This window comes from Hanstruepera flava (assembly GCF_023634025.1).
In the GTDB taxonomy this organism is placed as follows: Bacteria; Bacteroidota; Bacteroidia; order Flavobacteriales; family Flavobacteriaceae; genus Hanstruepera; species Hanstruepera flava.
This window is the reverse complement of sequence record NZ_JALJCW010000002.1, coordinates 409,413-432,924: the sequence shown is the minus strand read 5'-3', so window position 1 is coordinate 432,924 and position 23,512 is coordinate 409,413. Positions and strand designations below refer to the sequence as shown.

Sequence of the window (23,512 nt, the reverse complement as noted above, 5' to 3'; positions counted from 1 at the left end):
TAAATAAAAACAATATGGAAACATTAGAAAAAAACACCCAAAAACAAATTGGAGACTATGTAGCTGAAGATTACAGAACAGCTGCCGTATTCTCTAAATACAAAATAGATTTTTGCTGTAATGGTGGTAGAACTATAGATGAAGCGTGCCAAAAAAAAGGCGTGGACAGTAACCTACTACTAGATGAGCTTAATTCTGTTTTAAATAATAAAGGAAACGAAGTCATAGATTACAAATCTTGGCCATTGGATTTATTGATAGATTACATTGAGAAAAAGCATCACCGTTACGTGGAAGAAAAAATTCCTGTATTAAAACAGTTTTTAGATAAATTGTGTCGTGTTCATGGTGAGCGTCATCCAGAATTATTTAAAATTAATGAATTGTTTACAGGTTCTGCTGGAGATTTGGCTGCCCACATGAAAAAAGAAGAACTTGTTCTATTCCCTTTTATTAAAAAAATGGTTCAAGCACAATTAACAAATGGATCTATTGAAAGACCACACTTTGGTATGGTTGAAAACCCTATTGCCATGATGAAACATGAACATGACAATGAAGGAGAGCGTTTTAGACAAATTGCTGATTTAACAGACAATTACAATCCCCCAAGTGATGCCTGCAATACTTATCGCGTAACATTTGCGATGCTTGAAGAATTTGAGAAAGATTTGCATTTACATATTCATTTAGAAAATAATATACTGTTTCCACAAGCCATAAAGTTAGAACAGTTGTTTGGTTAATAATGTAATAATTATTTGTTTGGTTAAAATTCCAGAAAGTTGTCCTCAAAGGCTTTCTGGAATTTTTTTAAATGTGTATTTTCATTTTTTTTAATTTATCAATGCACAAAAAGCTTACTTTTGTTTGTTTAATTAATTTCTTGATTGCAGCCCTAATGGGTTTGCTATTAAGATATTCTTTCGTTAACAATGTATCTTTTAACTATCGTTTTTTAACGCACGCCCATTCCCATGTCGCTATGTTAGGTTGGGTATATTTAATGCTTTACACCTATTATGTACATTATCTTATTCCAGATAAAAAACCCATTTACAGCCGTTTGTTTTGGGTTACAGAGCTAGCTGTAATTGGAATGATGATAAGTTTCCCCTTTCAAGGTTATGCAGCAATATCCATTAGTTTTTCAACACTTCATATCCTGTGCAGTTATTATTTTGTTTATGTAATCTGGAAGCATCTTAAAACGAATTCTAGAGTAACCAAACTATTGGTAAGAGCTTCTCTTCTATTTATGTTAATTTCTACTTTAGGGGTTTGGTGCTTGGGTCCGGCTGTTGCTACGCTTGGTCAAACCAGTGCATTTTATCAAATTGCCATTCAGTTCTTTTTACATTTTCAATTTAATGGTTGGTTTTTTATTGGCGTAATTACCATTCTCTTTTTCCTTTTAAATATTGAATATTCTCAAGTATTTAAATACTTTTTTTACCTATTAATTTCTTCAACTGTTTTAACATTAGCGTTGCCCATTCAATGGTTCATTCCTCACAATAGTTTAATATGGATAAATAGTCTTGGTGTAATATTACAAATCATAACATTAGTTCTGTTCTTTAAGCTTATTAAACAGAAATTAGTCGGCTTTTTAAAAAAACAAAATAACCTTGTTCGATACCTATTGCTATTTGTTGTTTTCTGCTTGGTATTAAAAAACATTTTTCAACTCGCATCCCTTTTCCCTGAATTTGCACAAGTAGTATACGAACATCGGAATTTTGTGATCGGGTTTATTCATTTAAACATGCTAGGCGTTATATCAGGATTTTTATTTGCTTTTATTTTTCAAAACCTCAAGTTAAAGGCATCCAAATTTTTAACTATAGGTGTTTATGCTTTTTTAGGCGGATTTTTATTAACAGAATTCATAATAGCGCTTCAAGGGTATTGTTTTTATCAAGGAAAAGGTTTAATCGACCAATATTACTTAATGTTATTTCTATTCAGTATATTATTACCTATAGGCATTGCCGCTATTACTATTACCATAAGTAAAGAAACGTATGAAATCTCCAAATAAACCCTTAAAACGCCATAAGGCCTTACAACCATTAAGTAGAGAGCATCACCATGGACTATTGTTATGCTGGAAAATTAAAACAGGATTTAAAAACCATATTGCTACAGAACGCATTTGGACCTATGCTACTTGGTTCTACAAAACACACTTAATTCCGCATTTTAGGGTTGAAGAAAAACATATATTTACAATTCTAAACAACAGTAACAAACTCGTTATAGAAGCTATTGAACAACATCGAGAACTGCAAATGCTCTTTACAGAATCTGCAAAAGACACCCAAACCCTTTCTGCTATTGAAATACTATTGGAAAAACACATTCGTTTTGAAGAGCGTGTACTATTTCCCGAAATTCAACAAACGGCTACAGAATCTCAAATGCTTGAAATTGAATCTCTTCATCAATCTGAACCGTTTCACGACAATTTAACCGATGAATTCTGGAAATGATAAAACTTTAAATCGAATTACTATTAATTCCTTTAATCATTATTACTCTTTTGCAAAGTTATAATTAAGTAGTTTGGGCTTAAAAGTAATCATGACCCAAGCCCAATTGTTTGTTAAATCTTTATCGCCACCCTTTAGCACTTCCATAGTCTCTGTTGCAAACATTTGAGAATAACCTAGTTGTAAGTTTATGTTATTGGAATAGCTATACCCAAACACAAAATCTATTTCTGTTCCTAGAGCATTGTCCATAACTTTTCCAGTATTGTCAACCACATTGGCAGCCGAAGAAAAGAAATGAGGAATAAGTTTTGCCATAAGTTTGTCTTTTTTAAAGGCAAAAGTTGCATAAAGGTCAACCAAACCAACCGAATTAATATGATTACCCACGTAGAAATAATCCATCAAACCATTAAATTTATGGTTTGTACCAAACCATGGATTAAACGAGCGAAGCGTATTGTCTGTTGCATCCATATCGGTTCCTGATAAAATTTCTGCTCCAAGACTAGCACTAAAATTTTTAGCAAATCCATAATGAAGGTTTGCAGCCACATTGTAAGCACTTAAATCTGTTTGCATAATTTTTCCAGTTTGGAAATACAAAGAAACATCTGCTTTAAATTTGCTTTTGGCAAATGTTGCACGTGAACCTATTGTTTGATTATAATCAACCTCTTGATTACCATTATTGTCAAAAGCAAATCCACCATTCAAGAACAGAAAACTTAATCCAACATCACCAAAAACACCATGATACCATAAATATTGAAAGTTTTTGTAGTTGGCAACATCATAATCCAATTCAAATAACGATTCGCTTTCTGCACTTAAGGCCAAACCTAAATCTAACTGATGCTTTTCATTAGGATTAAATGTAGTTACCATGGCATCGTGGCTTCGTGCTTGTTGTGCCCAGTCAACACTACCAAAAATTCGTTGATCGTCATAATTAATTTCTTGGCGACCTAATTTAACTGACAGTTTTGGACTTAAAATAGCTTCTGCCCAAGCCTCGTGAACAGTTGTACCATTCCTATCAGAAAGTGCCATTGTTGCAACATCTCCCCAAACTCTTACATTCTGTATTGCTACATAAGCATTCAATTTTTCACTCCCATAACGAAAATTCAAACGTGTACGTTGCGAAACAAAAGTGGCAGCGTTAAGCGAATCAACAGCTAAAGTTTTAAAACCATGCCTATACTCAAATCTAGGTCTTAATTCTGCAGACGATTCAAAGGTTTGACTATAAAGATTATGACTTATAAATAATAGAATTATATAAAGGGTAAAATTTTGATACTTCATTGCATAAAGATTTTTGAAACTTGTTATCGTGTTAGCTATTATTAAATAGGATAAATATATCCTATTTAAACTATTCAAAAGTACATTATAAGTCCGCACATAAACATGACTTATATCATATTTGAAAAATTTAAACTACAAAAACTAATTCGAAAATAAAAAAATGGAAACAAAGGTAATTATTAATAGCATTCAATTTTTATTAAACTCTTTTAGAATTGAAAAGTAAAACCTATCTAATTACAAACGAAGCATTAACATAGAAATTTCGGCCTTGTCTTGGTATGTTGTTCCAGTCGGCATAGGTTGAATAGAAACTATCCAGTATGTTTTCAATGCCATATTTAAATACCAACTTATTGCTTTTTAAATGTACAACATTACCTAAATTAAGATTTAAAACACCATAAGCTGGCGTTTCGTCTTCCCCATAAAAACTACTAAAACGACTTTGGTTTGCATTACCCTCCAACTGTAAGGCAGCATTGAATCTTGATGTTGCATAAGCCACTTCGGCTACATAAGAAAATGGTTTGATTATTGGTAATGGTTCGCTATTACTACCTTGTCCGTAATTATACCCAACTGTTCCATTTACCGAGAACTTTTCGGTAAAATTATATGACGTGTTTAAATACACATCAAAAATAGATGCATGATCTAAACCTGTATAAACCTTTACACCTGAAGCACCAATGGTCATGGCACTTAAGGTCGGATCGATCTCTCCTATAATATAATCCATAATATAGAAGTATGAGCTTTCTATACCAATCTTAAAATCATTAATACGGTAATTGGCTTTAATATTGGCCTGAAACGATTTTTCATTGGATAAGTATGGATTCCCTATATAATCAAAATTATCAAAACTGTTAAATAAGAAAAATCCATACCCTTCACTTACTGAAGGTGCACGCTCGCCATAACCAACTCCAAATGAAACATCATAATTAGATTTTTTATAAAGATAATCTGCGGCAAAACCCATTAAAAATCTATTCTTTGAGTCGGTTAAATTCGGATAAAAAATTTGCAAACTTTCCAAACCAACTTCATTGCCAATAGTGTTATTTTGAATACCCAATCTCAAGTTAGCCGAAACAATAGCATTCTCTGAAATAGCGTAGGCATCTTTAGCATAAATACCCGAATATAGAGTTCTAATATCTGGCCATGTGTACATAAACATTAATGGCTGATTCGAATCATTGGGATACATGGTCATTTCGGCTAATGAACGGTTGTAGAATCCGTTTAAATTGAACAACAAACTATGTTTATTTTCTTCCATTTTTACCTTACTGTAAAATCCGTAAGTATCACTCCATCCAGGCATATCCATACGAATAGGCACATCTGGTCGTTGTGAATCATCCATAATATGTGTAATGGTATTAAAGTAAAGTTTTGACTCCCAAGATTTTATAAATGTAGAATCATTTTCAAAGCTATGCGTTACCGATGTAATTAAAGCTTCGGCAAGCGACACATCCATTGGTAATGCTGGATAGCCGACATCTGTAGCCTTATCATAAATAACATTAGCATCTAATTGATGGTTCTCAGATAATTTATAACCGCCTTGTAATGAAACATTATATTTCTGAAATTGCGAGTACAAAACTTCTTGATTACCTCCAGCATCATAATTGTCAGATTTTCTGAAAATTCCGTCAGCATTCAAATAAAACTTATTCCCAGAATACTCTATATCCAGTCCTGCTGTTCTGTAATTTCCGTTGGTTTCATAACCAACATCTACACTCGATTTCAAACCAAAATCATAATATTTAGATTCTGGTAATTGTAAATCTATAGCGCCACCAACACAATGACCATTTTCAGTACCTTCCTGCCCAGAAGCAATGGTTACTTTTTTTAGGTTAGATACATCGACATACGAGGTAATAGGATCCATTTTGTCGGTACAAGCGCCAAATATTTGCATCCCATCTATGGTAACATTTAAACGCTCGCTGGTCATATTACTCAATGTAGGTTCCCAAGCATAATTCCCACGTTTTATCATGGTAACACGATTAGATTTCTCTAAATAATCGTCTATACTAGATAATGTTTTCTCTTGGCGATAATTACTTAGTTTTCGTTGTGATATTAATATAACTTCATCCAATTGGGTTGTATCCTTTTCCATTGAAGGCAAGGCCTCTTGCCCAAATGAAAGTGTGCTATATATAAGACTCCAAACTATAAAGAGTTTTTTCATGTCTACAGTATTTGATGGCATTCTTAATATTGAATGAATACCAATTTAGAAGAAGCCTCGATGCCTTGCATCGAGGCCTAGCTTAAAATTAAAATTCTAGTTCTAGGTACAAGCTACTTTGCTCGTTAGTATCGGTAACGTCCTCACCTTTTAAAACCTCATCTTCTGTATTCATTAGTTTTAAATTCAACACCCAATACCCTGTCATGGTTAATGATAAATTAGCATGATACATATTATCAGCAGCATTAAATGTCAAGTTTGTGTTATTTGGAGAACTATGGTTACCCATTCCAGGCATACGAGGATCTAATGTTAACATATAGTTTTCAACAACCGGAAAAGACATCATATTTTCCATTTTATAAACACCAACAACTAATTCGTTAATTCCAATTATTGGATCTTTAGGTTCTACCATAGCCACAATATATCGACTATCATCACTGCCCATAAAACTAGATACATTTTGATCATCATTCTGCATTACGGTAATAGTTTCAGAAACCATATAGTCCATACCATCAATAGTATATTCAAGTATTAAAGACCAGCCTGAACCATCGGTATTTGTCATTTGATAAACTATTGTGCCTTCATAAACAGTATTCTTTCCACTGGCTTTCATAGGATTGGTTTTAGGGCATGAGTGTTGCATCGTTGGCATTTGCATCATAGGCATCCATGTTATGGTCGCATCCTCTTCGTATTGGCCGTTAGAATTATCTTTAATTCTTAAACTCACGTTATTGTATCCTGTATAGAACATACCAGATTCGTTGTATAATTCAATAGTGTGTGTATCGTTAGATAGCTCTTGAATAAGTTGTAATCCATCAACTTCACTTGTTGGTGGAGTATAATCATCATTATCATCTGAAGAACAGGCAACTGTAAATAGTGCTAAAAATAGGATAGGTAAAATATATTTAAGTTTCATTTTAATTTGTTTTAAAAGCATACCAATCGCCAGTAGCTTACAAATAGCTACAAGCATTGATACATAATTTTGGGTTTGTTTTTTAAAAATTTTAATATAAAAGCCTTGTCCAACCATTATTATCAGGTTAGAAAAGCATAAAACGTCATGTTTTTTATAAAAGAAACTAAACTACGTTTGGAGGAGGTGTGTCAACTGAAAGCGTTGTTTCAGAAATGATATGTGTTTGATAAAACACCTTGCTTTTGTTTATATAGAAAGAAATAAATTGGGCATCAACAGAATTAATGTCTGTAATAAAAAACACATCTAATACCTGACGCTTATTTTCTTGAACTGGTGCTTTACCATCTGTTCCTGTTTCATTTTGCGCCAATTGCTTTTTTAGTTGACATTTACCATTACACCCTTGTTGGTTATCTTTCTGAATACAAAGGGTTTTAGCTATAAATTCTTGGTTGGCCAAAAAGTCACCCACAATAACCAGCGTATTGATATTATGTGCTAGTAGAATAACTACTAAAACATACGCTGTTATTTTATGGGTTATACTTTTAATCATGGCACAAATTTAATTAATGGCTTTTGTTTAAAATATGATAATCATCACTTTTTTACAATTTAAAATATTGATAATACGCTTCGATAAGTTCAGTTAAATTAATCAAAGCATGTGCCGATTCTGTTTCACTATCCGTTTCACGTAATATTGAAATTTCATCTAACATGGGTACCAGAACCACATGCAATTGATCATGTGGTTTGCCTGTCATGGTACAGTTTTTTATAATATAACTGGTCTGTTTGGAAAGAGCCTCGCCCAATTCTTTATAACTCATGATTCCTCTGGCTTCAAATTGTGAAATAATTGAATCCATTTTATTCACGCCTTCATGGGTTTCACTATTTACCAACCATTTGTCAACGGCATTAAGTTCTAAACTTAAAGTATCTGCAATTGATATTGTTTTCTCCTTTTTGATTGGTTCATCCACTTCCCTTTTGTCTTTCTTACAGCTTATACTAGAAAGAACTAGTACAACCCAGATTAGATGATAAACTTTCATACCTAAAAATCTTTTCTTCTAGATTTAAACATAATTCGCAATACGGGCAAAACAACCCAAATTACGAGCATTACAAACGATACAACCAACCCAAAACTAGTACCGAAGAATTGTTTGAATATAGCTCCCGTATAACCCAAAAGCGCTGAAATATCGAGCTTTAATAAGATTAATGTTCGAGACAAGTCAATCGGGTTAAGCATAGTACCTACCAAGGATAATTTATCTAAAGGATAATCTTCAAAAAATATTAAGGTCATTAAAAAGATACCATCATAAATAATGGCCAAAAACAGCCACAATAAAATAGCATAACCAAATCCTTTTATTTTATTCTCGTTAGACAAGGCAATATTGAATGCCAATGCTGTGAATATGAGGGTTAAAAATGTTCCGGTTATAAGTAGTAATGAAAAATCCCAAATGGCATTACTTTTAAATAAGCCATAAAACACAAATGGAATACCCAATCCCAATATTAAACTCATGGATAAAGACAAAGCAACACCCAGATACTGACCTAAAAAAATGGAAGATCGTTTAAGTGGCTGCGCTAAAAGTAATTCAGTAAACTCTTTGGAATTGTAATAATACATGACTCCGAAAATGGTTCCTATAAGTGGTACTAAAACAATGATAACATTCATTAAGGTTATGACAGCTTTAGACAAATCGTTATTGAGAAACAAGAGCACAACTCCCAATAGCAGATAAAACCCAAAATACACGTAGCTCCAACGGCTACGCATTAAATCGAAAAAACTATATTTTAAAATTTTAAGCATGGTTGTCTGATAATATAGACGCAATAGCATGTTCAAAATCTGGCTGATTGGTCTTGGTTTTTAATTCTGATATGGTACCCTTAAAATAGATTTTGCCTTCCAACAAAAACACAATTTCATCGGAAACCTCTTCTACAAAACTCATGATATGTGATGTGATTAAAATAGTTTTTCCTTTTTGTTTTTCTTTTTGAATCAATTCCTTTAACCTAATTAATGAAATAGGGTCCAAACCTGTTGTAGGCTCATCTAAAATAATAAGCGGACTATCAAACATAAAGGTTAATACAATGTTCACTTTTTGCTTTGTACCTCCAGAAAGGTTACCCAGTTTTTTATCTAAAAAGGGTTGTAACTTAAACAGCTCAATTAAACGTTCATCTTCATTGGTGTTTTTTCGTAAATCTTTTATCATACGAATCAACTCTTTTACCTTTAAATTACTAGGAAAATTAGCTATTTGCGGTAGGTAATCAATCTGATGTCTGTAACTTGAATTTTTCTTAATATTCTCACCTTGAACTGTAATAGTCCCTTTACTTGGAACAACCATGCCAAGCACCGACTTAATCAAGGTAGTTTTCCCAGATCCATTTGGACCTAGTACAGCAAAAATACCACCACTCTTGATGTTTAAGTCAACACCTTTAAGGACTTCGTTCTTACCAAACTTTTTATGTAGATTTTCTATACTTACCATGTTATGCGTTTTGTTTGTGGATTATTATCCATAAGGTTGTCCGGTGTAAATACTGGAGACACTTTTTCTGAAAAATCTATGATATCAATAAATAAACTACGTAACAGAATAATAGTTTCTGGTGTACGATTTACGATATAGGAAAAGAGTTTTACAGGTCTATAAGGCACATCGCCTATACCATCCTTATCCAAATCATATCCTGTGTAGTTACTCCAATAATTTCTATCGAAAATATTATCGTTCACCTTGCTGTTATATGAAATATCAAAGGAGTTGTACAAGAAATTATTTTCTATAAAACGATTAGCGTAACATGCGCCTCTTACCTTTATAGCCCAACCATTATTGGTAAAATTGTTGTTCTTGTAAGTAATGCGGTTGGATCCTTCTAAATTGATTCCTATTGTATTCTCTTCAAAGGTATTACCTATTATTTCGGCATCATTAATTTCTTTTAATAGCATGCCATATGATGCTGTTCCCCAATTTTTTTTAAATGTATTATTTAGCATTTTAATTTTCTTTGAAAACATGACAGCCACACCAGCTCCATTATCTTCAAAAGTGTTATCTTGGTAAATATCATCATTAGAGAACATGAAATGCAGGCCATATCTCAAATTTTCTGCACTAACATTGTTTTTAATTACACAATTATCTGAAAACTCTAGATAAATACCATCACGAACATGTTCAACAAAATTATGCTCAATGTCTACATAATGACTATACCATAATTGAATACCATTACCTGAGTTATATTCTTCAACGGCATCGCCAATTATTTTGTTATGATAAATTTTACCATAACTGGATTTTTCAATGTATATGCCAAAAAACAGTTTTTCTAAAACAACATTCTGTATCACAAAATGTTTACTTTTTTTAACACGAATAGCCGCATAATCTTCCGTATAGCTGGTTCCAACATTAATAACGAACAAACCATCAACGGTTACACTATCTGAAACTACCGTAATAATTTCGCCCTTTAATTCACCATCAATAACCGGATAATTTTCACCAACTAAAGTCAAGGGTTTGTCTATAACCACATCATGCTCTTTGTAGATGCCCTTTTTCACCCTCACCGTATCAAAAGGTTTAGCTAAAGTGATAGCATCACGCAATGAGGTAACATTACAAGTACCACATACATTAATTGTTTGCGCACCAAGTGAAGTCGCCATAAACATGGTAACCAAAAATAAGCGTATTGACCTCATTTCAATCTTTAAAATGCGTTAATAATTCCTGCCAAGTATACAATGTTCCGCCTTTTTCTGATTGAACATTTTGGGCTTCTTCTCTGCTTTTAAATGCCGATAGAAAAGCACCCATAGGGCTTGGCACGTTTTTGCTAATTAAAAAAGTGGCATGTGTAGCATCAATTAATACTTCAGGTTCAGAATAGTTATTTGACAAGTACAATTCAATTTCAGAAGTATCAAACTCGTCCATGAAATTAATCATACATTCTGTAGCATCGAATTTATAGACTTTTCCTTTTTTGGTGACGATTTCAGCTGCGTGTACTTTATCAACAATGGTCATCTTACAAAAGTGACATCCATCATTACCATAGTCAATTGGTTTTGGTGACACATTGCAGCTTACCATTAGTACAACAAATAGAAGTACAACATAGTGTTTTAGTGTTTGCATTTTTTTAGTGTTTTAGTGTTTTGCTGAATGGCTTTCCTTTGCTATTACATTTCTAAAGACTTTTTATACGATTTTTTCCCTACAAGGTAAGCAATTAATGATGTTCCTATTCCCAACGCCAAAAACAAGGCTCCTAAACGCGGATAAGAATGTGCTCTAAAGTTCAATATATCTTTTGAACCAAATAAAGGTGGTTGAAAGCCCATTTGTGTACCATCTGGATTTGTAAATTTCATGATAGCTCTTGGATCTAGATTATGTCCATAATCATGTTCCCAGAGGTAGAAGTCATAAAGTCCAGCACTACTTAATACAATCATGAGTATAAACCAGTATAAAAACCACTTATAGTTACCTTTAAATGCAATAAGTAAACCTATTACTGTAGTTATAAGAATGCCTGCCGGAAATATTTTAAATTCAGGAATGGCCTCTGGAATGTACTTCATCCCTACGTAGTGGTTCATAAGGTTAATATTCTTGATATCGTGTGGATTGGCATCAGCGAAATCATTGATATAAATATACATGCCCAATGGTGTTGGATATTGTGGAGCCTCCAATGTAATTTTCCAAAGTGGAAACAAAAAGAGTCCGAGTGGCAATATAGCAGCCAATAGCATAATTATATTTGACTTTTTCATCGTGATAGAAATTAGTGGTTTAAAAAATCAGATATCTCTGAATAATTAGTGTTTTGAAAATAGAAAGGCGAGAGCGAAATGCATGCTCTCGCCTTTGATAGGAAAATAAACACTAAAACAAAATTCTCCTAATTTGTTTTATTCTATATCCTCACCAAGAGACCATTTTAATGGTGTATTTGCATTTGCTGCAGACACACGAACATAGCCTTGCATTTCTTGGTGTAATGCCGAACAGAAATCTGTACAATAGAAAGGCCATACACCTTCTTGTTTAGGCTCCCAAAGGAAGGTTTCTGTTTGTCCTGGCATGATTAATAATTCAGATGTATTCGCTCCAATCATACTCACACCATGTGGTACATCGTAATCCTGCTCTAAATTGGTAACATGGAAATATACTTTGTCTCCCACTCTAATACCTTCAATATTATCTGGTGAAAAGTGACTACGTATCATGGTCATGTAGATATGAACCGTATTGCCATCTCGTACAACTTTAGTATCCGCTTCACTTTTTGTTGCATAAGGGTGATTGTTTTCTTCAAGTGGGAATAACTTTTTAGATCGTGGTTTAATTAAATCGGCAGGGCAACCTGCGGCATAGTGAGGTTCTCCTACTGTAGGGAAATCTAACAACAATTCCATTTTGTCACCTGAAATATCGTATAATTGAGCCGATTGTGTTACCTCTGGTCCTGTTGGCAGATAACGATCTTTTGTAATCTTGTTCATGGCCAACACATATTTTCCAAATGGTTTTTGAGAGTTACCACCAGGAATCATTAAGTGACCAACTGAATAATAACAAGGTTGTCTATCCAGTACTTCCCATGTTCCTACTTTCCATTTTACAACTTCTGAAGAAATAAAGAAGGTTGTATAGGCATTACCTTTGTCGTCAAACTCGGTATGTAAAGGCCCTAGACCTGGTTGCTCAACCACACCTGCTAAAGAATCATCAAAATTAATAATTGGAATACCGTAAGCATCTCCAGCAAATTTTTCATTTTCAATAGCATCCAACATTTTTGTAAATGAGTGAATCGTTAAGTTTGCAGAAAGTTTACCACTACCTACAATATATTCACCAGTAGGATCAACGTCACAGCCGTGAGGCGATTTAGGCGTCGGCATTAGGTAAACAGCTCCAGGTACATCTAAAGGATTTACTGTAAGAACTTCCTTCTTCATGGTTGATGTCGCCATATGAGTAGATTCATCATAAACATTATGAGCATAATTGGCTGGCATCATGGTTCCACCACCATTATTCACATACTCTTCAATCTTTTTCCAGTTAACAGCTGCAATAAAATCTTTATCGTTTTGCGAGGCATTAACTTCCATTAACGTGCTTGCCTCTTCGGTATTATAGGTTGAGAAGAAGAACCATCCATGCGATTTTCCACGGCCAGGATGTGATAAATCATAATCGAAACCTGGCATGATCAACTGGAATTTAATATCCATGTGTCCATGTTCTGGTTCTACAGAAATAAAGGTTAAAGCGCCTTTAAAGTTACCTTTGTAATCCTTAATAGGCATATCCTTTTGAGGTACTGGAACAGAGAAACGCGTTCCAGCTACCACATACTCTGTGTTTTCAGTAACAAAAGACGAACTGTGGTTACCAGCACTATTAGGAATTTCTATAATCTCGGTAGTTTCGAAAGTAGTTAAATCTATTTTCGCAATACGTGGCGTATTGTTACCATTAATAAATACCCAACGTCCATCTAGTTCTCCAGCTGTCTGTGAAATATCTGGGTGGTGAGCATCGTCCCAAGGTATAAAACCATGAGAAGTTTCTAACATAGGCTTGGTTTCTTCATTATAACCCCAGGCCTTTTCAGCGTCTTGTGAGAATACGGGAATAACTTTAAACAAACGCCCTGATGGTAATCCGTAAACAGCTAATTGTCCACTAAATCCACCAGAAACAAAGGCGTAAAACTCATCGTGTTCTCCAGGAGCTACATATACTTTTTCTGCAACATTACTTGCTAAAGCACCAGATTTTGAATCTGATTTTTTTGTATCGTTACAACTTGTAAACGCTATAAGAACAGTTACAAGTGCAGCAATTGATTTTAAAATATTCTTCATTGTTTTTTATTAAATAAGGTTAGTGATTTATTATTCTGAAGGTGGTAATAATACTTTATCGATTACGTGAACAATACCATTTCCAGCAGGAACACTAGCAATAATATTTGCTCCGCCTATAACTGGTTTTCCGTCTACCACCTCAACTTGAACGCTTTGGTTATTGGCTTGTCCTAATTTTGGTAGCTTGGTAAGGATTGTTGTACTTAAATTACCTGGCGTAACATGATACTTTAAAATGTCTGCCAAAGTATTTTTGTTTTCAGGTTTTAAAAGGTTATCTATTGTGCCTTCAGGTAATGCTGCAAATGCTTCATCAGTTGGTGCAAAAACTGTTAACGGTCCAACATTTACCAGAGCATTTTCTACTTGTGCAGCTTGAACGGCAGCTACCAATGTTTTGTGATCAGGCGAACCAATTGCTATTTGAAGACAATTTGGTGTTCCCTCGTCGTCTTGTATAAATGCTTGACCAGATCGCTCTGTTGTGGTCTCTTCAGTATTAGTTACTGAAGTTGTACTTTGGGCTTCTTGACTCTCGTTCTTACATGCAAAGAATAGACTTATACATGCCAAAACAAGACCTAACTGTTTAAATGTATTCATATTCAAATTATTTTAGTGTTCTAAAGTATTCTAATACAGATCTAGCTTCTTCTTCTGTTAAGTTTTGATTGGCCATTGGCGAACCATTAAACTCAATTAGTAATTCTTTGGCCAATGCATCTTTTTGCACCATTTCTTCAGGATTTAGAATCATGTTCATAATCCACTCTGGAGAGCGACGTTCTGTTATTCCAGTTGGTGCTGGTCCAATAAACTTTTTATCAGCTCTATGGCAAGCGGTACACATTTTTTTGAATACCTCTTCTCCTTGTGCTGCCATAGCTTGGTCAATATCTGCTGGTAACTCAAGCGAAGTAATTGGTCCAACTCCTTTAGTAGCTAAATCAATACGTTTGGAAGCGGGCACTTTTTCTTCTTTTTTGGTAACTGCTTCAGTTTTTGTCGACTTCTTTTCATAAGAGAATTTCTCTTCTTTCTTTTCTTCTTTGCCACCACAACTTAATACAAGTGCAGCAAATAATAAGGTCATTAATTTTAGTGTTGCTTTCATGTTAATTATTATTTATAACACAAAATTACTGTCAATACAACTTTAAAAACATGATAAAAATCATATTTCGGATATTTTTATCTTATTTAAATTTTTAATACGCTCAATATTCATAAAAAGTGCTATAAATGATAAGAGGTGCAGCTATTAACCACACCTCTTATTTAAAACATCAACTAAACTTGCTATTAATTACATTTTAAAACTCATTACAGGTAACATAGAATGATTTGCTATATCCTCTGAAATACTTCCCTCAAAGAAATGTGCCAAACCTTTACGTCCATGCGTTGCAACAGCTATTAAATCTGCTCCTATTACATTGGCGAAATTTAAAATTCCTTTTTCTACTGTATAATCGGCTACATATTTAACCGTATCCAATTTATCTAAATTACCATTGGCTTTTTTAAGGAATGAAACAACCTTACTTTCCATTTCTGCTGAACTTTTAAAGCTTTCGCTTGGTAGGTTTACGTAAACCAAATGCATTTTTGACCCTAGGCTTTCAAACATTCTAGACGCTCTTAAATATGGCTCTATAGCTTCTTCTGAAAAGTCGCAAGCAAAAGCAATGTTTTCAAAATCGGTTAAAATAGGGTTGTGTTTTGTTACCAGTACAGGAATTTCGGCATGTCTCACTACTTTTTCAGTATTGGATCCAACAAAAAATTCTTTCAATCCACTTGAGCCATGCGAACCCATTACAATTAAATCGGCATTGTGTTCTTTAGCTACATCATTAACTTCACTAAACACTTTAAAGTGCTTAACAATTGGCGTGATGTTTACACCTTCTAAATAGTCTTTCTCTAAAAACTCATTGAAACGTTTTTCGGCTAACTTTAAAAAGAATACCGTTTCCATTTTCATTTCGTTGTCGTTTTTTGTTAAAATGGCATCTGAAATTTCTAACATGTGCAGGGCTAATATTTCAGCATTATTCTTTTTTGCCAAAATGGCTGCTGTTTCCAGTGCATAATCTGAATATTCTGAGAAATCTATAGGTACAATAATTTTTTTCATCTTTTTAAAGTTTAAGTAAGGTTAATAAATAGTATTAAATAGTCATGGAAAACAATTGCGAATTGGGTTGCTTACGTTGCAACAATAAATCGAATGCCATACAAACATTACGTACAAATGGTTTTCCTTTTTCGTTTATTATAATTTGTTTTGAGTTTATTTCAATTAATCCATCGTCTTCCAATGGTTTTAATTTAATGAGCACATCAGGTATTTCGTTACAATATAAATCTTGATTTTCCCACGATGTTTCAAATTGACACATTAAGTTTAAAATATGTTTACGGATTACTAGGTCTTCCTGGGTTAAAATATGACCTCTAAAAACTGGCAACTCGTTTTGATCTAAATAGTTGTAATATGTTTTAATGTCCTTTGCATTTTGAGCAAAACCATACCAACTATCACTAATTGATGATACACCCAGACCAATCATCATTTGTGTTTTGGAAGCTGTGTAACCCATAAAATTACGATGCAATGCTTTTGTTTTTGTAGCTTTAAACAAGCTATCGGTTGGTAAAGCAAAATGGTCCATACCAATTTCATGATAACCCAAATCTGCCAGTAATTGTTTGCCCAACTCATATTGTTGGCGTTTTACGCTAGCTGTTGGTAAATCATTTTCACTAAAACCACGTTGTCCGTTCCCTTTTATCCAAGGTACATGGGCATAACTATAAAAAGCAATACGGTCTGGTTTAAGCTGTTTGGTTTTCTCTATGGTTTCTTTTACATGGGCAATAGATTGTAACGGCAAACCAAAAATAATGTCATGTCCAATTGAAGTATAGCCTATTTCCCTAGCGGTTTCGGTAACAAACTTTACATTATCAAACGGTTGGATGCGGTGTATGGCTTTTTGTACTTCAATATTATAATCCTGTACACCAAAACTCACGCGTCTGAATCCCAAATTATAGAGGGTTTGCAAATGCTCGCGTGTAGTATTATTAGGATGTCCTTCAAAACTAAACTCATGCTCCTTGGCTATTTCAGCTTTACAAAAAATCCCATTAATTAAGCGCTCTAAATTTTCTGGCGAGAAAAATGTAGGTGTACCACCTCCTAAATGTAATTCTTTAATAATAGGTTTTGTTTTAAAATGGTCGCAATACAACTGCCATTCTTTTAACACATAACTTATATAAGGTGATTCTACCTCATGACGTTTGGTAATACGTTTGTTGCAACCGCAGAATGTACATAAACTTTCACAGAAGGGTAAATGAATATACAAACTTATGCCCTCTGAACCATTACTTTCTTTATAAGACGTAAAAACAGAATCCAACCATTTCTCTTTAGAAAAACTAGACTCATCCCAATACGGCACTGTTGGATAGCTTGTATAACGCGGTCCTGGAATATTATATTTGTTCACTAATTTGCTAGACATACCTTTTTATTATAGTCCAAAATTATCGCGATTAGATATAATATAATATGATAATTGTCATATTCTTACATAAGCACATTTTAATATGAGTTAAATAATACGTAATTTTATGGTAACTAAAAACGAAAATTAAACCATGAAAAAAATAAGTTTATTACTTACAGCCTGTGTTCTTGTAGCTACACTATCGTGCAAAAATGATAAAAAAGAAACCGAAAAAGTTGTTGAAACTGAAACAACAGAAATAGAAGCTCCTGCAGACGTTGAAACTACTGCTGAAGACAAAAAAATAAAAATTGCTTTAAATGCCAAAAGCGGTAGCAATGTAACAGGTAATGCTGTTTTTAGACAAGAGAATGGCGAGGTTACTATGATAGCTATTATGTCTGGATTAGAACCTGGAACACATGCTATTCACTTACATGAAACAGCTGATTGTTCTTCAGACGATGGTAAATCGACAGGTGGGCATTGGAACCCAACTGGTCAGCCACATGGCGAATGGGGAGCTGAAGCCGGTTACCATAAAGGAGATATAGGTAATTTTAATGCTGATGATAAAGGTAATGGTACTATTTCATTTACTACAGACCAATGGTGTATTGGTTGTGGTGACCCAGCTAAAGATATATTAGGCAAAGCTATTATTGTTCATCAAGGAGCCGATGATTTTACTTCTCAACCTTCTGGTGCTGCTGGAGCGCGTATTAGCTGTGCAGGTGTTATAGAGGACTAAAAACTTTTACATATCATTACAAGAAGCTACCGAAACGGTAGCTTTTTTAATTGCCAATTAATTCCTACTTTGGTAAAAAATAAGTACTGCATGCAGTTAGAACTTCTAGTTTCAAAATTTCAAAGCAAAGACGAAAAAGCTTTCGAAGCACTTTATAATATGTACAGTGACAGTATGCATGGTGTAATCTATAATATTGTACGCGATAATGACATAGCAGAAGAAGTTATGCAAGATGTGTTTATTAAAGCTTGGCACAATGCCAGTAGCTATTCGGCTAAAAAGGGGAGGTTTTTCACATGGCTTATAAATATTGCCCGAAATGCAGCCATTGATAAAACACGGTCTAAAACCTTTAAAAACTCCAAAAAAAACCTTGATGCTAATTTTTTCGTAGATATTCTTGAAAACCAAGATAATTTAAACAGCCAAACCGATGCCATTGGTATTAAAAAATTTGTAAATAAGTTAGCCAAAAAATGCATAGAAGTTATAGAGCTGTTATACTTTAAAGGGTATACTCAAAAAGAAGCTTCTGAATCGCTAGAAATGCCCATTGGTACTATAAAAACACGCAATAGGAACTGTATTAATGAATTGCGAAATATGTTGGATGTATAACCATGACGAATAAAGAATATATAGAATCTGGAATATTGGAACTTTATGTTGCCGGAGCACTTTCTGAAGAAGAAAATGAAGCTGTATACCAAAAGCTTTTAAAAAACCCAGATATTCTGGATGAAGTCTTAAAGATTGAAGCTACTGTTATTCAACTAACTGCAGCAGTAAGTCCTAGAGACTCCAAATATATATTCCCCGCTGTTAAAGAAGCTCTTGGATTGGACACTAGCGATTCTAAAGTGGTAACCTTACCTCGCCAACCCAGAACCAATTGGTTTACCTATACAGGTTGGGCGGCATCGGTATTATTGGCTGGTGGCCTTATTTGGTTATTAAATCAAAACCGTGCTTTACAAACTGAAATTAAAACGATAGAAACCGAAATAAACAAACAACATATAGATAATCAGCTACTTGAAGAACAAATACGTACCGCACGTGCTAATTTAAAAGAAACCAACAAACTTCTTGATGTTATACGAGACAAAGAGATTATTGCTATACCACTAGCTGGCCAAGCCGTGTATCCAGAAGCTTACGCTAAAGTCTATTGGGATAAAAAGACCAATAATATTTATCTAGATGCACAAGGTCTGCCAGAACCACCTAGAGGCAAAGTATATCAGGTTTGGTCTTTAACATTAAGCCCGCTTACACCTACCAGTTTGGGAACTCTAGACGATTTTAAAACTGATGACAACAAAGTGTTTACTATCACAAATACCAACGCCTCTGAAGCCTTTGGTATTACTTTAGAACCAGCGGGTGGTAGTGAGACGCCAACCATGGAGCAGTTATATACTTTGGGTGCTGTTCAGACTACTCCATAATGTTTCATATTAATAAATAACGGTTAATTTAGATAATCTAGAACGTAAGGTTACGATTTGAATGATAGTATCATTACTTTAATCGCTATTTTGAATATTAATCCAACATAAATTAAACAGAACCAAAAAAAGCGTCTGCAAAAACAGACGCTTTTCAACTAACAAAAACACTTAACAAACGTCTTAGCAAAACACTTCAGATATTTGTTAGCTTCTTCATTAACAACAAATTCTTAAAATCTATAACTCACCACACCCTTTATAAAAAAAGGTGTTCCCGGCGTAAAATGTATTTCTTCAACGGGTTCCAACTCATTTTGTAATCGCGATTCTGTGGCAAATTGGGTTTCGTTCCATTCTGTATCAAATACATTTTCTATTAACATACCCAAGCTCAAATTTTTAGTGAAGGCATAATTCATATTTATATCGGTTACAAAATAACCTTCGGCCACTATGGAGTTATCTTCGTTAGCAGGCCTGTCATCTACATAACGGTAGCGTATGCCTGCTGAAAAGCCTTTTAAATCGTTAATTGCCAAGCCTCCTGTAAGGGTAAAGTCTGGTGCCAACGGAATATAGTCCGCTCCTTTAGGCTCATCAACGCTTCGCGCATGGGTAAAAGTAGCATCGGTATCAAAATACAACCAATCCGTAAATTGATAACGCACCCCTATGTCTAAACCGTAACGTTCTGATTTTCCACTTGGTTCTACTATTCCAGCATCGCCTACATATACAAACTCCTGCTCTAAAAACAAGTACCATAATGCTGTATTGAACACCATTTTTGGAAAGGGTTTCCAAATGGTTCCTAAATCGGTTCCGTATGCTTTTGGTAAAATTTCTTCACCACTTTGCGCCACTACTACCCTTGCATCGTTAGAGTGAAAGCCTATTCCTGATTTTAAATACCATTGCAGATTGCTGTTCTGATTAAAGAACACATTTAGTTTTGGACTTAAAGTTGTTTTTGTTTCTGCTTGGGTTTCATAGGCTGTTATTAAATCGTCATTATACATGAATTTAAAATAATCTAAACGCAAGGCTGGTGCTACAATAAACTTCCCTAATTCAAAATTAGCATTTAAAAACCCATACATGTTGGTTTGATTAACATTTCCCAAAGCCAGAAAATCCAATGTTTCGTTTCGGTTTAAGGTATGTGATAGTTCTACATCGTTAACTTGATCTAAACGTAATCCAAAACCTGATGTTAATTGTGTTTCAATAGACCCTAATTTAGTATCATTAATGAATTGAGTATTAAAACCATAGATGTTTCTACTTTCATGTTGCTTTATTTGGTCCCCATTAATGGGGTCTTCCAAAAAGAACGTGAAATTTGAAAACAGTTCAAAATCATATTTGGAATAAAACACATTAGATTTAAACTGTAAATTTTCCTTAAGCATTGCGTCATAGCTTATATTTACATTACTTCTAGACGTATTACCGCCTTCAGTATCATCAATAGCTCCCCAACGTGTTATTAAACCACTATCTACAGCACGTTGTGGTATTTGCCCAGAAGCATCCCAACGGCTTGTAAAATGCGATACAGACAATGATAGTTTATCATTACCTTTTAGATAAGTACTGAACTTCCCAAAAAGGTTTAAACGATTGAAATTTTGAGGTGAGTCAAAAGGGCCATCAAACTCAATATACTCCAATGCTACATAAGCATTTGAACGTTTATTGTTTTTTAAAAGGTCAAACATTCCTAAGGTACGCAAGGAATTAAACTGACCATAACTCAAGCTTATCTCACTTGACTCTAATTTATCTTTGGTATTAAAATCTACATAACCAGCCGTTGTAAAATCGCCTTTGTTAGCATAGTATGGTCCTTTTCCAAAGTTAATGGCATTAATAGTCTCTGGAATTAAAAAATGTAAATCGCTATACCCTTGTCCGTGAGCATGCGAAACCATATTTACAGGCATTCCATCAACTGCCAAGTTAATATCTGTACCATGATCTATATCAAAACCTCTTAAAAAAATCTGTTCGGCTTTACCACCTCCTGCATGTTGACCAATAATCAAACCAGGGACTTTACGCAAAACTTCTTGTGACGAATTAACTGGTGTGGTTTCTAAATCAATTTTAGCCACACTGTTTAAAGCATTAACCTGTTCTGTTATTACCAACTCATTTAATAAAATAGTCTTGGGTTGCAAACGCACTTCCATTCCCTCGGTGAAGTGCAAACTTGTTACTACAATATTCTTTTTTTGGTATCCTAAAAGGCCAATATTTATAGTATCGCCTTTTTTATTATTTTCGAGAATAAACGATCCATTGGCCAAAGCGTGTGCATGACTGGTAGATGTTTTATTATAGATGTATGCATTTTCTAGAGGTTGACCATATTCGTCAAACACAAATCCTTTGATAGTATCTTGTGACCACATCGTGTGACCTATACAAAGTAATACTAGAAAATAGAAACTATTATTTTTTAAAAGCATAGATTTAGGTTGATTAGTTGATTAAATTCTTTCAATATCGCGTTCCATAACTGGACCCAATTCATAAATACAGGTTTCCAATTCCTTTTTGACATCAAGTGCTTTACTGTCCAAACCATTAGCTTTATAGATAATAGCCAAATGATATAAAGAAAGCGGCTCAAAAGTATAACCCACTACAAAACTTTCCATAATACTTAACGCCTTTTTAACATCTCCTTTTTTGTAGTAACTCCATGCCAGTAAATCATAAGATTGAGCTGTAGGTCTAGTTTCAATTTCTTTTTTCGCCAATTCAATTGCCTTATCAACGGTTTCTTGTTTGTTTACATATAATTCAATGTTATAAGCATTGTACATATCGCCATAGAGATTATTTGAAACCAGGTTTTGATAGGCTTTCACGTTTTTACGTTTATGTTCATTTTTATCTAGAAATTCAGCCATTTCAGCTTTTAGCAAATACAAGTCTGGCACGCGGTAATCTTCTGTTATCGTATTTAAAATGCGCATGGCTTCTTGAGGGTTACGCTCATAGGAGTACACTATCCATGCAATACCTTTTTTAGCATAAGCATCATTAGGATTTAGCTCTAATGCCTTTAAATAGTAATCATATGACTTTTTAATCTCTCCAGCATGTCCGTAAAAATCTGCCAAATTGGTATAAGCCCATTGCTTGGTGGCACTTATATTTGAAGACTCTGCTATAGCTGTAGCCTTTTCCATGTATTTTATGGCTGCTTCCAAGTTACCATTATGATCGCTCCATTTAGACAAGCGGATTAAATAATCGTAATCACTAAAATCTTTAATTCGCTCCAAATAGGTTTTGGCAGCAACAGTATTTCCTAATTCCAATTGTACATCAAAAAGCATTTTATATGTAGCAGCAATATTTTCACCGTTTAATTCTGCCTTATTTAAAAGTTCCAAAGCTTCTTTAAATCGGTGTTGTGAAATATAATTTCTTGCAAGCGCTCTTAAATAACCTGCATGGTTATAATTTGTGCGTTTGTTAGCTTGTATTAAACTTTTTTCGGCATTGATTAAATGGACAATTTCTCCAGTATGACTAAATAATTGAGAGTGACAGGCTGCAATTTTAGCAAAGTAAGGAAACTGTTTCGGTTCTTTTTCTAGCTTTTTTTCCCAAAATTGTAAGTCACTTTTTGCCATTTGCAGCGCATCATTCTCGACTAATTCAAGGTATGTATTGTAAGTATTGACATCTGTTATTTTCTTGGGGTTATTGTTACATCCCATTAGAAAAATAAAACAGATTAATACGACTATATGGTTTGTTGTTAATGTCATCATATTGTGGTTTTAATTAGTGAAAAAAAAAAAAAAA

General features: G+C 34.0%; 23 protein-coding genes. 6 read left to right on the top strand and 17 right to left on the bottom strand.

What is annotated here, in order from left to right; translation table 11 throughout:
- Nucleotides 1–14: 14 nt before the first annotated feature.
- The 3 genes from ric (at nucleotide 15) to MTX13_RS09555 (ending at nucleotide 2,495) form a co-directional block, all read left to right on the top strand.
- Entirely contained in the window at nucleotides 15–746 is a 732-nt protein-coding gene (gene ric, locus MTX13_RS09565; RefSeq protein ID WP_250434406.1) for an iron-sulfur cluster repair di-iron protein, read from the top strand.
- Nucleotides 747–886: 140 nt separating this feature from the next.
- Entirely contained in the window at nucleotides 887–2,044 is a 1,158-nt protein-coding gene (locus tag MTX13_RS09560) for a hypothetical protein (protein WP_250434404.1), read from the top strand.
- Nucleotides 2,028–2,495 (top strand): hemerythrin domain-containing protein, encoded by a 468-nt coding sequence (locus tag MTX13_RS09555; RefSeq protein WP_250434402.1) that lies wholly within the window; start codon nucleotides 2,028–2,030, stop codon nucleotides 2,493–2,495. The genes MTX13_RS09560 and MTX13_RS09555 overlap by 17 nt, the downstream gene beginning before the upstream one ends.
- Before the next feature lie 42 nt (nucleotides 2,496–2,537).
- On the opposite strand, the gene MTX13_RS09550 is transcribed toward MTX13_RS09555, so the two are convergent.
- From MTX13_RS09550 to hemN, 15 genes are all read right to left on the bottom strand, one after another.
- Nucleotides 2,538–3,806 (bottom strand): alginate export family protein, encoded by a 1,269-nt coding sequence (locus MTX13_RS09550; protein WP_250434401.1) that lies wholly within the window; start codon nucleotides 3,804–3,806, stop codon nucleotides 2,538–2,540.
- 232 nt (nucleotides 3,807–4,038) lie between these two features.
- Nucleotides 4,039–6,036 (bottom strand): TonB-copper family protein, encoded by a 1,998-nt coding sequence (locus tag MTX13_RS09545; RefSeq protein ID WP_250434399.1) that lies wholly within the window; start codon nucleotides 6,034–6,036, stop codon nucleotides 4,039–4,041.
- A gap of 88 nt (nucleotides 6,037–6,124) precedes the next feature.
- Nucleotides 6,125–6,976: a hypothetical protein gene (locus tag MTX13_RS09540; protein ID WP_250434398.1), complete on the bottom strand. Its 852-nt coding sequence runs from the start codon at nucleotides 6,974–6,976 to the stop codon at nucleotides 6,125–6,127.
- A 166-nt stretch (nucleotides 6,977–7,142) separates the two neighbouring features.
- Nucleotides 7,143–7,538, bottom strand: coding sequence for a hypothetical protein (locus tag MTX13_RS09535; RefSeq protein ID WP_250434397.1), 396 nt, complete (start codon nucleotides 7,536–7,538; stop codon nucleotides 7,143–7,145).
- Between the two features lie 52 nt (nucleotides 7,539–7,590).
- Nucleotides 7,591–8,043, bottom strand: coding sequence for a hypothetical protein (locus MTX13_RS09530; RefSeq protein WP_250434396.1), 453 nt, complete (start codon nucleotides 8,041–8,043; stop codon nucleotides 7,591–7,593).
- 2 nt (nucleotides 8,044–8,045) lie between these two features.
- Nucleotides 8,046–8,828 carry an ABC transporter permease gene (locus tag MTX13_RS09525; protein ID WP_250434395.1) on the bottom strand — a complete coding sequence of 261 codons (783 nt, stop codon included), beginning with the start codon at nucleotides 8,826–8,828 and terminating at the stop codon, nucleotides 8,046–8,048.
- A complete protein-coding gene (locus MTX13_RS09520) occupies nucleotides 8,821–9,528 on the bottom strand; it encodes an ABC transporter ATP-binding protein (protein WP_250434394.1) in 708 nt (235 codons plus the stop codon). Before MTX13_RS09520 ends, MTX13_RS09525 begins: the two co-directional genes overlap by 8 nt.
- Nucleotides 9,522–10,757, bottom strand: a complete 1,236-nt coding sequence (locus MTX13_RS09515) for a nitrous oxide reductase family maturation protein NosD (protein ID WP_250434393.1) — start codon at nucleotides 10,755–10,757, stop codon at nucleotides 9,522–9,524. The genes MTX13_RS09520 and MTX13_RS09515 overlap by 7 nt, the downstream gene beginning before the upstream one ends.
- A 1-nt stretch (nucleotide 10,758) precedes the next feature.
- Nucleotides 10,759–11,196, bottom strand: a complete 438-nt coding sequence (locus MTX13_RS09510; protein WP_250434392.1) for a nitrous oxide reductase accessory protein NosL — start codon at nucleotides 11,194–11,196, stop codon at nucleotides 10,759–10,761.
- A 44-nt stretch (nucleotides 11,197–11,240) separates the two neighbouring features.
- Nucleotides 11,241–11,840, bottom strand: a complete 600-nt coding sequence (locus MTX13_RS09505) for a hypothetical protein (RefSeq protein ID WP_250434391.1) — start codon at nucleotides 11,838–11,840, stop codon at nucleotides 11,241–11,243.
- Nucleotides 11,841–11,978: 138 nt separating this feature from the next.
- Entirely contained in the window at nucleotides 11,979–13,949 is a 1,971-nt protein-coding gene (gene nosZ / locus MTX13_RS09500) for a Sec-dependent nitrous-oxide reductase (RefSeq protein WP_250434389.1), read from the bottom strand.
- A gap of 30 nt (nucleotides 13,950–13,979) precedes the next feature.
- The gene (locus MTX13_RS09495) at nucleotides 13,980–14,555 is read right to left on the bottom strand and encodes a fasciclin domain-containing protein (protein ID WP_250434387.1); all 576 of its coding nucleotides are present in this window, start codon (nucleotides 14,553–14,555) and stop codon (nucleotides 13,980–13,982) included.
- A 7-nt stretch (nucleotides 14,556–14,562) separates the two neighbouring features.
- Nucleotides 14,563–15,066, bottom strand: a complete 504-nt coding sequence (locus MTX13_RS09490; protein ID WP_250434385.1) for a c-type cytochrome — start codon at nucleotides 15,064–15,066, stop codon at nucleotides 14,563–14,565.
- Nucleotides 15,067–15,258: 192 nt separating this feature from the next.
- Nucleotides 15,259–16,092 (bottom strand): universal stress protein, encoded by an 834-nt coding sequence (locus tag MTX13_RS09485; RefSeq protein ID WP_250434383.1) that lies wholly within the window; start codon nucleotides 16,090–16,092, stop codon nucleotides 15,259–15,261.
- Nucleotides 16,093–16,126: 34 nt separating this feature from the next.
- Complete coding sequence (gene hemN / locus MTX13_RS09480) at nucleotides 16,127–17,491, bottom strand: oxygen-independent coproporphyrinogen III oxidase (RefSeq protein ID WP_250434381.1); 1,365 nt, start codon at nucleotides 17,489–17,491, stop codon at nucleotides 16,127–16,129.
- 136 nt (nucleotides 17,492–17,627) lie between these two features.
- Here hemN and MTX13_RS09475 point away from each other — a divergent pair, with 136 nt between their 5' ends.
- From MTX13_RS09475 to MTX13_RS09465, 3 genes are all read left to right on the top strand, one after another.
- A complete protein-coding gene (locus MTX13_RS09475) occupies nucleotides 17,628–18,227 on the top strand; it encodes a superoxide dismutase family protein (RefSeq protein WP_250434380.1) in 600 nt (199 codons plus the stop codon).
- 90 nt (nucleotides 18,228–18,317) lie between these two features.
- Nucleotides 18,318–18,848, top strand: a complete 531-nt coding sequence (locus MTX13_RS09470; RefSeq protein ID WP_250434378.1) for an RNA polymerase sigma factor — start codon at nucleotides 18,318–18,320, stop codon at nucleotides 18,846–18,848.
- Between the two features lie 2 nt (nucleotides 18,849–18,850).
- Nucleotides 18,851–19,681 carry an anti-sigma factor gene (locus MTX13_RS09465; RefSeq protein ID WP_250434376.1) on the top strand — a complete coding sequence of 277 codons (831 nt, stop codon included), beginning with the start codon at nucleotides 18,851–18,853 and terminating at the stop codon, nucleotides 19,679–19,681.
- A 233-nt stretch (nucleotides 19,682–19,914) separates the two neighbouring features.
- Here the strand turns inward: MTX13_RS09465 and MTX13_RS09460 are convergent, their stop codons facing one another.
- Nucleotides 19,915–22,158, bottom strand: a complete 2,244-nt coding sequence (locus tag MTX13_RS09460; RefSeq protein ID WP_394801246.1) for a TonB-dependent receptor — start codon at nucleotides 22,156–22,158, stop codon at nucleotides 19,915–19,917.
- A 21-nt stretch (nucleotides 22,159–22,179) separates the two neighbouring features.
- Nucleotides 22,180–23,478 carry a tetratricopeptide repeat protein gene (locus MTX13_RS09455; RefSeq protein WP_250434375.1) on the bottom strand — a complete coding sequence of 433 codons (1,299 nt, stop codon included), beginning with the start codon at nucleotides 23,476–23,478 and terminating at the stop codon, nucleotides 22,180–22,182.
- Between the last annotated feature and the right edge of the window lie 34 nt (nucleotides 23,479–23,512).